The sequence below is a fragment of the Streptomyces sp. NBC_01314 genome (assembly GCF_041435215.1).
In the GTDB taxonomy this organism is placed as follows: Bacteria; Actinomycetota; Actinomycetes; order Streptomycetales; family Streptomycetaceae; genus Streptomyces.
Map to the genome: position 1 here is coordinate 1,876,753 of NZ_CP108394.1, position 14,049 is coordinate 1,890,801.

Below are 14,049 nucleotides of genomic sequence, written 5' to 3' on the forward strand. Positions count from 1 at the left end.
CGGAGCGCTCCGCACCCCCGGGCAGGTTGATGTGGCCCGGCATGGAGAAGTCCATGCCGGGCCTTTTTCTGCCTCTGATACCGCTACGACAGCGGGCCCGGCCTCGGTTCGCCCGGGACCGGTTCCGGGCCCGGAGGGCTGGGGATCGGGTCCGGCTCCGGGGTGGGGACGGGGTCGGGGGTGGGGACAGGGGTGGGCGTGGGGACGGGGGTGGGAACGGGGTCGGGGTGCGGGGTCGGCGGGAAGGGATCCGGGTGCTCAGGGCCGCCCGGGCCCGGGATGGGGCCCGGGTGCACGGGGTCCCGGTCGGGGTACGTCATCGCGTCCTCCAGCCATGGGGTACGTCGGTCCATGGACCACTGCCACGGGTACCCGTCACCCGCACGGCCAGTCACCCGGTCGGCCGAGCCGCCGTGACCGCTCCAGCCGACGAGTCCCTCAGAAGCCCTCAGGGTGGGCGACGAGCCAGTCCTTCGCGGCCCGCAGCAGCTCCGGATCGACGGCCGGGGCCTCCTCGGGATGGCGTTCGGCCCACTTGACGACGTACGGGCAGAGTGGCGCGACGACAACGCCCTCGCGGGCGGCGATGCCGTACAACTCCCGGGCCAATGAGCCCGCGACACCCTTTCCCTCGTGCGCGGGCTCGACGATCGTATGGACCGGGACGAGCGCACGCTGTGGGGCTTCGAGGACGAAGTACTGGATGTGACCGGCCAGTTCGTCACCGGCGAAGGCCTCCAGTCGGCCGGCCGCCCGGTCGTCACGGATCTGTACGTCGCTCATGGCACTCCTCGCGTGCGGATCGGGGACGCCGGGCGGCCACGCCCGATCTCAGACGGTGACGGCCTGCGGGCTGCGCCGCTGGTCCGACCCCGGCACCGGCTCGGAGGCGTCCGAACCCAGGGCCACGATCCGGTTGTCGCCGTCCACGTGCACGACCCTGGGCTCCAGGGCGCGGGCCTCTGCGTCGGAGACCTGAGCGTAACTGATGATGATCACCAGGTCCCCGGGATGGACGAGGTGGGCCGCGGCACCGTTGATCCCGACGACCCCCGAACCACGCTCGCCCTCGATGACGTACGTCTCCAGACGGGCGCCGTTGGTGACGTCGACGATGTGCACGAGCTCGCCCGGCAGCAGATCGGCGGCGTCGAGCAGTTCGGCGTCGATGGTCACGGACCCGACGTAGTGCAGGTCGGCCTGGGTGACGGTGGCGCGGTGGATCTTGGACTTGAATAGAGTACGCAGCACTTTGGACTCCTGGAAGACGGCTCCCTGCCAGCTTTGTGCAGGTCAAGGGCGGTCTTCACTCTACAGGGGCACGCGTCGAAGTCGACGATTGTGAGGAACATCGCTTCTCCTGGGGAAACGACTCCCTGCCTTGGCTTCCGCGCCGACTAGGCTGTTGTGACGCCACCGACCAGGTGCCTGTTCGGACAGCCTTTCAGGATGTTCGGGAACTGATGCTGACCAGATGCTGACTTACCTGACGATGCGCCAGGCACGCGCTCCGTCGAGCACGGAGCCACTCTCCGCGTCGACCTGGAAGTCGTTCAACGCGCCCGGCAGCCCGGGGCTTCATCCGGTCCCGGAACAATAGACGGTCGGAGTAGACCTACGACTGACTGATGCCCCACCGGCGCCTGTGGAGCACACGATCCGGGCAGCCCTGTGGTTTCAACCAAGTCGGGCTCCCGACTGTGACCGATCGATCGCGACCACTACCGGTAGTTCGTTAAATCCGGCGGTGGCGTGGGTTGACGACGGGTCGAGTTGGTCGTAGGCCGGTCATAGGAGCCAACTGCCTTGCCGGAGGCTAAAGATGACTGCCCGCCGTCCGTGTCCGCCTGCGCCGGGGCCGCTGGAGGACTACGCGGCCCAGTTCGACGACCTCTTCTTCAGCCTGGCCCAGCGGCGAGGATTTCGCGAGTATCTGACCGGGCTGCTGGCGCCGCGAGAGCGGAACAAGACGATCACCTGCCTGGCCGGGGCGGAGCCAGTGGCCGGTGCGGGGAAGCCAGGGGTACAGCGGCTGCAGTTCTTCCTGTCCGAGTCGCCCTGGGAGGCCGAACAGATCAACGACCGGAGGCTTGAACTGCTGCGCAAGGAACCGGCGACCGCTCCGCACGACGGCGGGATCATCGTGATCGACGACTCCGGGGACCGCAAGGCCGGCACCGCGACCGCGAATGTGGGCCGGCAGTGGCTGGGCCGGTACGGCAAGACCGACAACGGCATCGTCACGGTGACCACGGTATGGACCGACGGCCGCGTCTACTACCCGCTGCACACGCACCCCTACACCCCTGCCCACCACTTCCCCCGCGGCCGGTCCGACCCGGCCTTCCGCACGAAACCGCAGCTGGCCGCCGCCCTCGCGGCCCGCGGGAAGGAGGCGGGCTTTTCCTGCCGGGCGGTGGTCGCCGACTGCGCCTACTCCGTCAGCGACGACTGGTATCTCGCACTGCGCGAGGCCGGCCTGGCCTACGTGGTCGCGCTCAAGCCGCACCGCGGCACCTGGGCCCCGGCCGACCAGCCGCACACCCCCATCGAGGCCGCGCACGCCCTGACCTGGCGCGATGCCAGACATCCAGGCGACTGGACGCCCGTGGAGCGTCACTTCCGCGACGGGCACACCGAGACTTGGTGGGCCGCCGATGCCCGACTGGGCGGCTACGGTCCCGACTCGCCCTGCCGTCTGGTCGTGGCCACCACCGACCCGGCCGCCCTGCCGGAGAAGGCCACCTGGTATCTGGCCACCAACCTGCCCCACCCCGACGCACCCCACCACGCCGCCGGCCCGCACCCGCCCGCCGACCTCGCCGAGATCGTCCGACTCTACGGACTGCGGCCCTGGATCGAGCAGAGCTACAAGCAGATCAAGGACGAACTCGGCTGGGCCGACTTCCAAGTCCGCTCCGACCGCGCCATCCGCCGCCACCAGACCCTGGTCAACTGCGCCTTCTCCTTCTGCTGGGACCAGTGGTTCACCCCACCCGGACCCCTGGATGCCACCGCGCCGGACCCCTGCCCCGACGAGGGGCCAGAGAGGGGGACCAACCGAACCCCACCCACCCCAACTGCCCTGCTGGCCCAAGGCATTACGTTCGGTCCGCTCCTGGCTCACCCCCGCCATCACCCTCACCCGATGGTGGCAAGCATGGACGGACACGGACCCACCCCCCGACCTCCAGGCCCTAATCGACGCGGTCACCACCGGACACGGTATTGATCTCTATCTCCGGATTTAACGAACTACCGCTACTCAGGTTGAACTCGTAGTGTCTGCCTGAGCGATCACCAAGGTTCGATGATCAGTCCGGTCCCGGCGAGGCAGCCGTCGATCAGGTGGGGTCTGAACTGGATCTTCTTCAGCTTGCGTTTGACGATGCGGACGAGGCCGCTGAGGTCGGGGGCGACGAAGTTGGCGATGGCGCGCTTGAGGAGCGACCACACGCCTTCGGCGGGGTTCAACTCCGGTGCGTAGGACGGCATCTGGAAGATCCGTAACCAGTCCGCGTGTTCCTCGGCGAAGGCAGCGAGATCCTTGGCAAGGTGGACGTTGAGGTTGTCCCAGCACCACACCAGGGGGGCGTTGAGCTGCTGGTGGGCGGTGATGATCAGGTCACGGTACTCGTGCCAGGCGAACGTCTTCGGCTCACCCTTGCGGCCGTGGTAGACGTGCAACCGGTAGAAGAAGTGCGGGCGGCTGCCGGGCCGGTAGCAGACGGCGCCGGCGATGTTGACCCGGCCGTTCCCCCGGCCCCGCACCCGCACCACCGGGCGTGCTCCGCGCGGTGCCCAGGTACGGCCTTTCGGCGGCCTCAGCCCCTGGCCCGCCTCGTCCTCGAAACAGATGTAGGCGCCCAGGTCCGCCGCTGTCCTTTTAACTCCGGCCACACCTCGTCCTTCCACATCTCGATGGCTTCCTCGTCGCGCTCGATCGCGTGGCGCACCGGGACCTGGCAGGACCAGCCGTGCCGTTTCAGCAGTTTGGCCACCCCCTGGATCGTGTAGCCCTTGTGGAACAGCCTGCCAATCAGGGTCTTGATCCGGCCCAGCGTCCACCGCTGGTCATCGCTGAAGCCGTGGGCCAGAGGCCCCCGCTTCAGCTCCGCCTCCAGCCGGTCCCACTCCCGCACCGACAGCCGCTCCCGCGACACGGGCCCCTTCGACTTCAGCGCCGCGACCCCGCCCTCGCGCCACACCTTGCGCCACCGCCGCACCGTGCGCTCCGTGACCCGCAGGTCGGCCGCGATCACCGTGGCCTCATCACCGCGCCCGAACCGCTCGGCCGCCTCCAGCCTCAACAGTTCCCGCTTCTCCTGCTCGACGGGCGTATACCCGCCCCTCTGCGCATACCTCACGATCCCGTCGTACCGCAGGGATCACGAACCGTCACGACCCCACAGGCTCTACGAGTTCAACCTGAGTACCACCTGATGGGCAGTTGCGCTCCAGCCGCCTGCCCAGACTTCTACTCCAAGCCGCAAGGCAACGAAAGGGAGCAGGCAGAGCCGCAGAACGTCCCACTGCACGTCTCGGCAACAACCGGTGCGCCCCCAAGTGGCGAAGACAGGATGTTCGTCGAGGTGCAGCGTGCGAATACGAAAGCAACAGCACTGAGTGGAGTCACCGGTGCACTACTTGCGATCACGGCGGGGACGGCACTGTCCACACCGGTCAACTCGTCGCGCATGCTCAGCGCGGCTATGGCACTGGTGGGCACGCTGCTCGGGGCAGCCCTGGTATCGGGGCTGATGGCCCTGCGCCCCAACATCCCGAAGGACAACGGGCTCGTTTGACGTGAGGAGTTCATCAGCGGAGGCAGTGGAAGCAGGCCCTCGTCGGTATCCGACCCGCGACGCCCGGTGAACTGCTCCGATTTACCAGAACGTGAGGCCGCTCTGACCGCACTCGCGCGCCGAAAGTTCCGGGCGATCAAGGTGGCCGCCGATTTCACCGTGGCCGCAATCAGTGTGGCCGGATTAGTCCAGTTGCTCACCTTCCTTGCGTCCTGAAAATCCCACCCTCTATGTGACTCCGCCGGGAGGCCTGGATCCGGTGCTGGGGACGATCAATGGGCGAGGCAAGCCGTGGACTCGCGGGACCGTTCGGAGATGCCACACACACTCCTCGCCGCTGTCACCGCGGAACCTTCGACAATTCCGAATGTGTACACGGGTGAGTCGTGAGAGGTTGTCCCTGCGGCGTCTGGCCGCGAATGGGGGCGAGCATGCTGTTTGACGAGCTGACGGCACTGGCGACAGAAGGCGGACGGGCAGTGGTCCGGGCCGTGGGTACCGCGGCCTGGCCCGTGACACAGCGTCGTGCCGCGGAGTTGGTCGGCCGCGGTGACGCCGAACGCGTGAGGGCGGAGCTCGTACGGCTCGATCGCACCGCGCAAGCCCTAACCTCGCCGTTTCGGTTGGGGTGCGGCTGAGGGTTGGGTAGAAACGCAAAAGTGCCTTCCTGAGCTGGGACGATGGACCTTGTCTAGGGGTTCTGTCGTCGCCAGAGGAAGGCACTTTCTGCGTGAAGGATATCGGTTCGCGGCCCCGGCTTGTGGTGTCCACTGACGGGTCGGGGGTGGTCGGGCACGCCGGAGCACGTTTGCTGGCGGACCTCGCCGAAGCGACCGGGCTGACGGCGGCGTATTCCACCGTGCTCCGGCCGCTTCGGCCGCGCGGCACCGGCCACGACCCGGGCCGGATCGCCACCGATCTCGCAGTGATGCTCGCCGACGGCGGCGAGGCGATCGCGGATCTGGCCGTTCTGCGGGACCAGCGCGAGGTGTTCGGCCCGGTGGCCTCCACGCCGACGGCTTGGCGGCTGCTGGCCGCCGTCGACGAACGCATACTGGACCGCCTGCGGTCGGCCCGCGCCGCAGCCCGGGAAGTGGCCTGGCTACAGGCCGCCGAGACCCGCACCGCGATACCCGCAGTGAAGGCCGGCGGACGCGAACTGCCCGGCCTGGTCCTGGACCTCGACGCCACGCTGGTCACCTGCCACTCCGAGAAAGACCAGGCCGCACCCACTTACAAAGGCGGCTTCGGGTTCCACCCGTTGCTGTGTTTCCTGGCCAACACCGGCGAGGCGATGTCCGGGCTGCTGCGGCCTGGCAACGCCGGAGCCAACACCGCCGCCGATCACATCACCGTGCTCGACCAGGCCCTCGCGCAGATCCCCGACGCCCATCGGCACGGCACCGACATCCTGGTCCGCACCGACAGCGCGGGCAGTGCGAAGGCGTTCCTCACGCATCTCCGCGCCTTGCGTGACAAAGGCCTTCACCTGCGTTTCTCGGTCGGATACGCGGTCACCGCACCGGTCCGCCGCGCAATCCGCGCCCTGCCCGAACAGGTCTGGCACCCCGCCCTGGACCAGGACGGAACACTGCGTGCCGGCGCCGAGGTCGCCGAGCTGACCGGCATGGTCGACCTGAACGGCTACCCGGCCGGAACCCGCATCATCGTGCGCCGCGAACGCCCGCACCCCGGCGCCCAACTGTCCCTGTTCGACCAGGACGAGGGCCTGCGGCACCAGGTCTTCCTCACCGACACCCCGTACTCCGGCGGCGGCTCGGCCCAGTTCCTGGAGGTCCGCCACCGTGGACACGCCACCGTCGAGGACCACATCCGGTGCGGCAAGACCACCGGCTTCGGACGCTTCCCATCCCGCCTGTTCTCCGTCAACGCCGCCTGGCTCGAGCTCAGCCTCGCGGCCATCGACCTTCTGGCCTGGACCCGCGTCCTGCTGCTGGACGGCGAACTGGCCACCGCCGAACCCAAGAAACTCCGCTACCGGATCCTGCACGTCGCTGCCCGTCTCACCCGCGGCGGCCGTCGCCTCCATCTGCGGATCGCAGCAACCTGGCCCTGGCGACACCAACTCGCCGCCGCCTTCCACCGTCTGGCCGCCCTACCCCGCCCCGCCAACTGACCAGCCACCCCGGCCACCTACGACACGAAAGACCTTGGAGAACCCGACCACCGCGCCGGGTCCCCACCATGCCCACCGCCCGATACCGCCTCGATCAACCCCACAGCGCCACCTCGTCACCCCAAGCGAAACAGCGAGGCTAACGGTCCCGCCGTCAGGCGAAGCCAGCGCGGAGCGGGCGCGGCAGGAAGGGCTGTGGGCCGGACGGTTCGAGGCTCTGCTGGACCGCCTCGAAGGGACCAAACAGTCCGGGACTGCAGCAGAGTTGCGCGCGCTCCTTGAGTCCCTCACTGCCTCCGTGGGCGACACCGGCAACGCGACGGCCCGCGACGGCAGCAGCGCGATCACCGGAATTCGGAACGCCGGCGGTAGCCGTCCCGGCCCGTCGAAGGTCGCGCACACGGGAGACGCGGAGGCCGCCGGACCCGGCTCCAGCGCCGTCACCGGAATCGTCAACGAATAGGCCGGTCCCAGGACAGCCAGGTGCCTCGTGCAGAGCGTTGCACGCACCGCAGACACCGACGATCGACATCTCACTCCAGAACTCATCACCGAGTCCCGTGAACTGGCAATCAGCAATTTTGAGAAACGTGCTGCCTCACGCACTGCGTACCTCCGAAACGCGGCCTGCGTAGCAAGATTTATGGCCCACATAGGCGCATCGGTCGACCAAGCCTAGGGCGGCGCCGAAGCCGGTATCGCCGGAATTTGTCCCGCTTCCGGCCCCTTCCTTGCGTACGAAGGACTCTACTTCTCGGCTATGGCGTACATCCGTCAAGCCTTGGGAGTGTTCGAGAAAGTCATGGGCGAGGATCATCGCTATACGTTGTCCTCGCGCGACACCCTTACCTACGCCTATCTGCCGGTGCGTGACCTGGCGCGGGAGTCCCGCTGTTGGAGCGGGCGCTGCGGGACAGCTAGCGGGTGCGGGACAAAGACCGTCCGGTCGTAGTGAACGTCGGCATCAAACTCGCCGCGGTCGCCGATCGCAACGGACAGCGAGGTTAATCATGGCCGGGCGGTCACATCACCTCCCGCTCACCGACACCACCGTCCCCTCCCGCCCACTGCAGCAGTGCTTGAACTTCCGCCCCCGCCGCATCATGCATGGACACGGCGCGTTCCTGCGTGGCCGCACCACCGCGAACGGCACGGTTGCACCCACAGCCTGCCCAAGGAGGATGGCGCGCTGGAGGTACGTGGGGTCGTCCGCCACCATGCCTGGAAGGTTTCGGCCGGCGATGACGATCAGGGAGCCATGGTGGGCCCGCTCGTACCAGTGAGGTAAGAAGTTGAGCGGCAGCCCTGGCAGGAGGTCGCCGTGAGGGTTGCTGAGAGTGATTTTGTGGTCGACCAGGCGGGCCTGAAGGTCCCGTTCCGGCACGGGCGGCAGATCGCGGAGGTCGAGGGGCTTGCCGCCGTTATTGGTGTACAGGGTGCGCAGGTTGGTGAGGCCCGACTCCAGGAAGAGCCGGAGGGTGACGTCCTCGATGCGGCGGCTGCCGTTGATCGCTCCCCAGCCGCCGTGGCAGTCGAGGACGATGCCGGCGCGGTCGCCGCCAAAGAGGATGCATTCGGCGTCGAAGCGATCCGGGGAGCGATCGGGGGCCGGGCCGGTGAGTTCGATCACGTCGGAGAGGTGGCAGTGGGAGTGCGCGAGCCGGAGCATCGGGTGTTGGACGTCCGGGTGGCGGAGGTAGAGGAGTTCGGCCTCGCCGGACTCGTCGATGATCAGATTGCACATAGTGCAGTACTGCCTGGAGGTGGCGAACCGAAGCGTGAGCGACTCGAGGTCGAATGCGGCCAGCGCCTGCTGCACGGAGTCGGAGATCCGCACGCTGCGCAGCCGGGACGGGGCAGCAGGCGGCACCACGGCGTCGTCGCGACCGTTCCGGAGGGCGCGGGCGCGGAGTGATTCGACGACGCGCATGTCGACCGGACCGCCGCCCACGAGCTCCTCGATGCTGGGCACGGTGCTGTCCGGGTCCGTGTCGTGGTGGAGTGCACCCAGGAAGACCAGGGTCTCGCCCGCCTCCGGCCAGTTGCCGAGCGCCTGGTGGAGTGCGAAGGCCTGCCGGGCGCGGGAACGCGCGGCATCCGAGGCATGGAGGGCCTTCTCGGCGCGGGCCAGGTTGAACAGGCAGGTGGCGCGCAGGGGGCCGTCGTCGAGACGTTCGCTGATCTGCAGGGCCGTGCGGAAGGACGCGGCCGCGGCGTGGTGGTCACCGGCCTTGGCGTGGCAGGTACCGAGGTTGGTGTGCAGGGACGTCAGCACGGAGTCCATGCCGAGCTTTTCAGCAAGCGGGATGTTCTTGGTCATCAGGGCGAGGGCTTCGTCCCGGTTGCCGGTATGCAGCATGCAGGTCGTGGCCTGCGCGCGGGCGGTCAGGAGGACATGGAGATCTTTGTGCTCGGCAGCGGCTCGCGCGGTCTGTTCGTACTGGTCGGCGGCTTCGGCCCACCGCCCTGCTCGTGCATGGATGTTGCCCAGTGCCATCCGGCAGTGCAGGACACCGTCGACGTCGTTGTGCCGCTCGCAGTCGTCGAGTGCCCTGATGATCGCGGACAGGGCTTCGGTGTGCAGGCCGCGTCGCGAGTGGAGGACGGCCAGGGCGCGCGTCGCCCGGGCCCGGGTGCTGGGGGAGGCGGCGTCGCTGAAGTCGGAGACCACAGACCGCAGCATGCGGGCGCCGTCCTGCCACTGCCCCGAGACGACCAAAGCTTCGCCCAGGGCCGCCCGCACCTGGGCGAGTGCCCGACTCTCGTCAGTGGCGGCGAGAGACTGCTCTGCTTCGGTCAGCAGGCGGACGGCGTCTGTGATCCTCCCCCGGTGCCACAACAACTGGGCACGCTTCTGCAGGACATCTGCCTGAAGAACTGGGCTGCCGGACTCTTGGGCCATGTCCGACGCGACCTCAAACTGCGACTCCGCCGTGTCGTGGTGCCCGATGCCGCCGCTGTACGCGGCGAGATAGGTCAGGGCGCGCGCCGCATGCTGGTGGTCGCCGATTCCGATGGCGAGCTCGGCGCACTCCGCGAGGTACGTCGCGGCCCGGTCGAGGTCAGCATGGTGCGCGGCATCCTCACCGAGCCGGAACAACGCCCGGACCTGGCCCTGCACGTCACCCGTCTCCTGATGGATGGACAGGGCAGCCTCGAGCGGCTCGGCCGGAGCCGACTCCGGCCGAGCGCTGGCCGGGACCGCCGCGAGGTCCATCAGCGCCCGCGCCTCCCACTCCCGGCTGCCGATGGCCCGTGCCCGTTCGATGTCCCGGACGGACTCCTCCGCTGCCTCCGCCACTCGGCCCGTACTGCTCAGCAGTCTGGCGATCGACCGGGTGGCGAGCATCTCGCCGAAGCCGCTGCTCCGGCTCAGGTCACGGCTGTTGCGCAGGTAATTCTCGGCCCGGCGGGTCTGTCCGACCGCCATGTACGCCTGGCCCAGGTTCCCTAAGGCGAGCGCGAGTGCCTGATGATGCCCGACGGTCCGCCAGTAGTGCAGTCCGCTTCGCAGGTACGCTATGGCATCGCGGGGCCGGCCCAGGTTGATCAGTAGCGTCCCCAGGCCGAGCTGCGCCATGAACAGATGCTCGGCATCGTTGGCCGCGCGCGCCGTTTCGGCGCAACGGTAGTACAGATCCACCGCATCCTGGCTCTCGCCGAGGTGCCCGGCAACCACAGCCCGGTTGTACAGCGCGGTGGCCGTCCAGTTGGCGTGTCCGGCCAGCTCCCCGGCCTCCTGTACGCACTGGTAGACGCGGTCCAGCTCCTTCCAGTGGCTAGCAACCCGCAGATGCTCGGTGAGGGCGAAGGCGAGAAGCAGTAGTTGGTCCCAGGCCTCGTACTGCCGGGCCGTTTCAACGAGGGCGACCGCGCCGGGACGGTCCGCGTCCAGCGACCGCAGCGCTTCGGCACTGCTCTCGGCAGGGACGGTCGCCTCCTCGTCCAGGAAACCGATCGCATCGGTAGCCGACCGCACGCGGACGGCTGTGACGAGACAGGCGTGACGAACGACATTCGCCCGTTGCGTCCCCGACCACGGCGCGGACGTCAGCCGAGCGAAGCGGTGCTGAATTTCGTGCATCACGAATCGGTCGTCGTCGAGCTGCTCGATGAGGCTGAGCTCGACCAGCGAGTCGAGGAGCGCGGCCGTGTCCGCGAGGTTGTCGTCGTCGACCTCACCCAGCGGCGGCTGCGCGATGCCCGCTGCGACGACATCGACGGTGAACGACATGTGCGGCAGGACGCCGAGCGCGGAGAAGACCTGTGCCTGATCGCGTTCGAGCGCGTCGAAGCTCTGCTGGAACACAGGCTGCAGCGCGGTCTGGCCGGCGACGAGGGCCTTGACGCTGCGGTCGGGATTGGTGATCTCGGAAAGGTAGCGGTCGGCGTTCACGCGGGGCCGGCGGGCCAGATGCGCCGCGGCGATGTGCAGGGCGAGCGGGTGACCGGCGCACGCCGCGGACAGCGCGGCCGTCTGCTCGCCGGTCAGCCGGCCGGGACCGGCGACCGCCTGTACGAGCTCCTCGCTGGGCGCGGCCGGCAGTGGACCGAGGTCGATGAGGCGGACCATGCCGCTGAGCCCGCTGAGCTTGACGCGGCTGGTGCCCACCAGCGCGAACGGGCCGTCGACGGCGAGGATCTCAAGGAGCGCCTCCTCCGAGACGATATCGTCGACGAGCAGCAGGACGCGCTTGTCGGCGAGCGCCGTCCGTAGCAGCGCCAGCTGCTGGTCACGGCGGTCCGGCAGGGGAGGCTCGGGTGGAAAGAGCGCGTGGAGTATCGACGACACAAGGTCCGTGGGGCCGGTCGACAGCGCGAGATTGATGTGGAACTGGCCGTCCGGGTAGTGCTCCGCAGCTAGCCGGCACATGCGCAGGGCGACGTCGCTCTTCCCGATGCCAGGGGCCCCAGTCACCACAACCGCCGCCCGGCCGCCGCCGTCCGCGTGCCGCAGCACGTCGAGACCGGCGGAGATCTCCGCCTCGCGCCCGAACAGTCGCGGGCGCCGTTCGCCGGGCAGGACGGAGTCCTGCACCGAGCGGGACTGTAGGGACGGCAGCGTCACCCGGACGTCGCCCGACACGTACCCAGTGATTGCCACCCCACCGTGCGAGGCATACGCCGTCCCCGTCGCTCTGACCGAGACGAAGCCGGGCCCGTCAGCCGCCGTCGCCGCGCTGACACCGGTGATCGCGGTGCCGCCGTCCGTCGCCCGGGCGTCGCCGCTGTCCCGCACCTCGGCGCCCGGCCGTGCGTCGCCGGACCCGTTCTCGTCCTCCATTAACCCGCTCCCCGAGCTAGCTGTAGTCGATCCCGGTACTGGCACTGCTGCCGGACCCGTCAGCCGTCGCGTCACCTGTTCGCTCCACCCGCGCCGATCCCGTGCCCGCCCCACCGGGCCTGCGGATCCCGGTGTGCGCCGACCCACCACCGGACGCCTGCGCCTGGCCAGTATCCGTGGCCGAGTCCCCCTGCCTGGGCTGCAACCACGCCCACACCAGCGCTGCGACCCCGGTGCCGACCTGCAACGACGCCCCGACCAGCTCCCCGGCCCCTGACCCGTTCAGCAACCACACCATCGGCGTCGCCGCGATGCAGGCCACCCCGACCACGATCAGCACGATCTTCCACGGCCGTGTCACGCCGTCCCGCCTTCCCCCTGGCCAGCCTTTCCGCAGGTATAGCAAGGACGCTCATGCCGTTGCCACTGGTTCCGGCGGTCCCGGTTGTCCATGGTCTTACCTCGAACGAGGGTCTATCAGGAATTAGGTGTGATTCGTCTGTTTGGCCTACGAGTTGGTGGGTGGGCTGTTCGGCCTACACTCGTCCGGCGGTAAGGCGGCCGTCGAAGAGGACGTCGAACTCGTTGAGGGCGGACTTCCAGCGGTTGTTCCAGCGCTGGCGGCCGCGGCCGGTGGGGTCGAGGGCGAGGGTGGCGAGGTAGAGGCGTTTGAGGGCGGCCTGCTCGTTGGGGAAGTGCCCGCAGGCCTGGGCCGCGCGCCGGTAGCGGGCGTTGAGGGACTCGATGGCGTTGGTGGTGTAGACGACCTGGCGGATGGCGTCGGGCAGGCCGAGGAAGGGTACGAACTCGCTCCAGGCCCGCTGCCAGGTGCCGGCGATCGAGGGGTAGCGCTTGCCCCACGTGGCGTCGAAGTCCGCGAGCCGTTGCCGGGCCTCTTCCTCGTTGACGGCGGTGTAGACGGGCTTGAGGTCGCGGGCGACCTCGGCCCAGTCGCGGCGCGATGCGTAGCGCAGGCTGGCGCGGATGAGGTGGACCACGCAGGTCTGCACGACGGTCTGGGGCCAGACGGTGTTCACCGCGTCGGGCAGGGCGCTCAGCCCGTCGCAGACCAGCATGAGCACGTCGCGGACGCCTCTGTTCTTGATCTCGGTCAGGATGGTCTGCCAGTACTTGGCGCCCTCGCCGCCGTTGCCGGCCCACAGTCCGAGGATCTCGCGGTAGCCGTCCGCGGTGACCGCGACGGCCACGTAGACCGGCCGGTTGGCGACGTGACCGTCCCTGATCTTGACGTGCACGGCGTCGATGAAGACGACAGGGTAGACCGGATCGAGCGGGCGGGTGCGCCATTCCGCCATCGATTCCAGGGCCTTGTCGGTGATCGTGGAGATGGTCTCCTTCGTGGTCGTCATCCCGTACGTCTGGGCGAGGTGGGAGACGATCTCGCCGGAGGTCAGGCCCTTCGCGGTCAGTGAGAGCACCAGGTCGTCCAGCGCGCCGGTGCGGCGGGCGTGCACGGGCAGCAGCCGGGGCCGGAAGGTGCCCAGCCTGTCTCTGGGGACCTGCACCGTCACGGCGCCGACCTCCGTCATGACCTTCTTGGCCCGGTAGCCGTTGCGCATGTTGCCGCCCGAGCGGGACCCGCGCCCGCCGACCCGGCCGGCCTCGGCGGCGAGGTGCTCGTCCATCTCGGCCTCCAGGGCGGCCTGCATCAGATGCTGGGCCAGTTCGGGCAGCAGCCCGCCCTCGCCCATCAGCCGCAGCCCTTCGCCGCCATGGACCTTCTCGGCCGCGAGCGCGGCCAGCTCCTCCAGCAATTCGCTGGACAGACCGTTCTCAGACACCGGCATCGACTTCACGTCGGC

At 68.9% G+C, this 14,049-nt stretch carries 11 protein-coding genes; 4 read left to right on the forward strand and 7 right to left on the reverse strand.

Features of this window, described 5'->3' with window-relative positions; all coding sequences use genetic code 11:
- Window positions 1–438: 438 nt before the first annotated feature.
- A complete protein-coding gene (locus OG622_RS08335; RefSeq protein ID WP_371574462.1) occupies window positions 439–783 on the reverse strand; it encodes a GNAT family N-acetyltransferase in 345 nt (114 codons plus the stop codon).
- A 48-nt stretch (window positions 784–831) separates the two neighbouring features.
- Window positions 832–1,251, reverse strand: a complete 420-nt coding sequence (panD, locus tag OG622_RS08340; RefSeq protein ID WP_371574464.1) for an aspartate 1-decarboxylase — start codon at window positions 1,249–1,251, stop codon at window positions 832–834.
- A 571-nt stretch (window positions 1,252–1,822) separates the two neighbouring features.
- On the opposite strand from panD, the gene OG622_RS08345 reads away from it, so the two are divergent.
- On the forward strand, window positions 1,823–3,232 hold the full coding sequence (locus tag OG622_RS08345) for an IS701 family transposase (protein ID WP_371572538.1): 1,410 nt from the start codon (window positions 1,823–1,825) through the stop codon (window positions 3,230–3,232).
- Between the two features lie 65 nt (window positions 3,233–3,297).
- On the opposite strand, the gene OG622_RS08350 is transcribed toward OG622_RS08345, so the two are convergent.
- Window positions 3,298–3,900, reverse strand: a complete 603-nt coding sequence (locus tag OG622_RS08350) for a transposase (RefSeq protein ID WP_371572542.1) — start codon at window positions 3,898–3,900, stop codon at window positions 3,298–3,300.
- Window positions 3,825–4,367 (reverse strand): winged helix-turn-helix domain-containing protein, encoded by a 543-nt coding sequence (locus OG622_RS08355; protein WP_371572540.1) that lies wholly within the window; start codon window positions 4,365–4,367, stop codon window positions 3,825–3,827. Before OG622_RS08355 ends, OG622_RS08350 begins: the two co-directional genes overlap by 76 nt.
- 213 nt (window positions 4,368–4,580) lie before the next feature.
- On the opposite strand from OG622_RS08355, the gene OG622_RS08360 reads away from it, so the two are divergent.
- From OG622_RS08360 to OG622_RS08370, 3 genes are all read left to right on the forward strand, one after another.
- On the forward strand, window positions 4,581–4,805 hold the full coding sequence (locus tag OG622_RS08360; protein ID WP_371574466.1) for a hypothetical protein: 225 nt from the start codon (window positions 4,581–4,583) through the stop codon (window positions 4,803–4,805).
- Window positions 4,806–5,535: 730 nt separating this feature from the next.
- Complete coding sequence (locus OG622_RS08365) at window positions 5,536–6,942, forward strand: IS1380 family transposase (RefSeq protein ID WP_371574203.1); 1,407 nt, start codon at window positions 5,536–5,538, stop codon at window positions 6,940–6,942.
- Window positions 6,943–7,240: 298 nt separating this feature from the next.
- Window positions 7,241–7,405 (forward strand): hypothetical protein, encoded by a 165-nt coding sequence (locus OG622_RS08370; protein ID WP_371574468.1) that lies wholly within the window; start codon window positions 7,241–7,243, stop codon window positions 7,403–7,405.
- A gap of 564 nt (window positions 7,406–7,969) precedes the next feature.
- Here OG622_RS08370 and OG622_RS08375 read toward each other — a convergent pair.
- The 3 genes from OG622_RS08375 to OG622_RS08385 all read right to left on the reverse strand — a co-directional run bounded on the left by OG622_RS08375 (window position 7,970) and on the right by OG622_RS08385 (window position 14,034).
- Window positions 7,970–12,226, reverse strand: a complete 4,257-nt coding sequence (locus OG622_RS08375; protein WP_371574470.1) for a tetratricopeptide repeat protein — start codon at window positions 12,224–12,226, stop codon at window positions 7,970–7,972.
- 16 nt (window positions 12,227–12,242) lie between these two features.
- Entirely contained in the window at window positions 12,243–12,587 is a 345-nt protein-coding gene (locus tag OG622_RS08380; RefSeq protein ID WP_371574472.1) for a hypothetical protein, read from the reverse strand.
- A 175-nt stretch (window positions 12,588–12,762) separates the two neighbouring features.
- Entirely contained in the window at window positions 12,763–14,034 is a 1,272-nt protein-coding gene (locus OG622_RS08385) for an IS256 family transposase (protein ID WP_371583971.1), read from the reverse strand.
- Window positions 14,035–14,049 lie beyond the last annotated feature (15 nt).

Excerpts from the sequence above, each read along its gene's own strand:
- OG622_RS08360 (WP_371574466.1), top strand. The coding sequence starts at position 4,581 with ATGTTCGTCGAGGTGCAGCGTGCGAATACGAAAGCAACAGCACTGAGT.
- OG622_RS08345 (WP_371572538.1), top strand. The coding sequence starts at position 1,823 with ATGACTGCCCGCCGTCCGTGTCCGCCTGCGCCGGGGCCGCTGGAGGAC.
- OG622_RS08335 (WP_371574462.1), bottom strand. The coding sequence starts at position 783 with ATGAGCGACGTACAGATCCGTGACGACCGGGCGGCCGGCCGACTGGAG.
- OG622_RS08385 (WP_371583971.1), bottom strand. The coding sequence starts at position 14,034 with ATGCCGGTGTCTGAGAACGGTCTGTCCAGCGAATTGCTGGAGGAGCTG.
- OG622_RS08375 (WP_371574470.1), bottom strand. The coding sequence starts at position 12,226 with ATGGAGGACGAGAACGGGTCCGGCGACGCACGGCCGGGCGCCGAGGTG.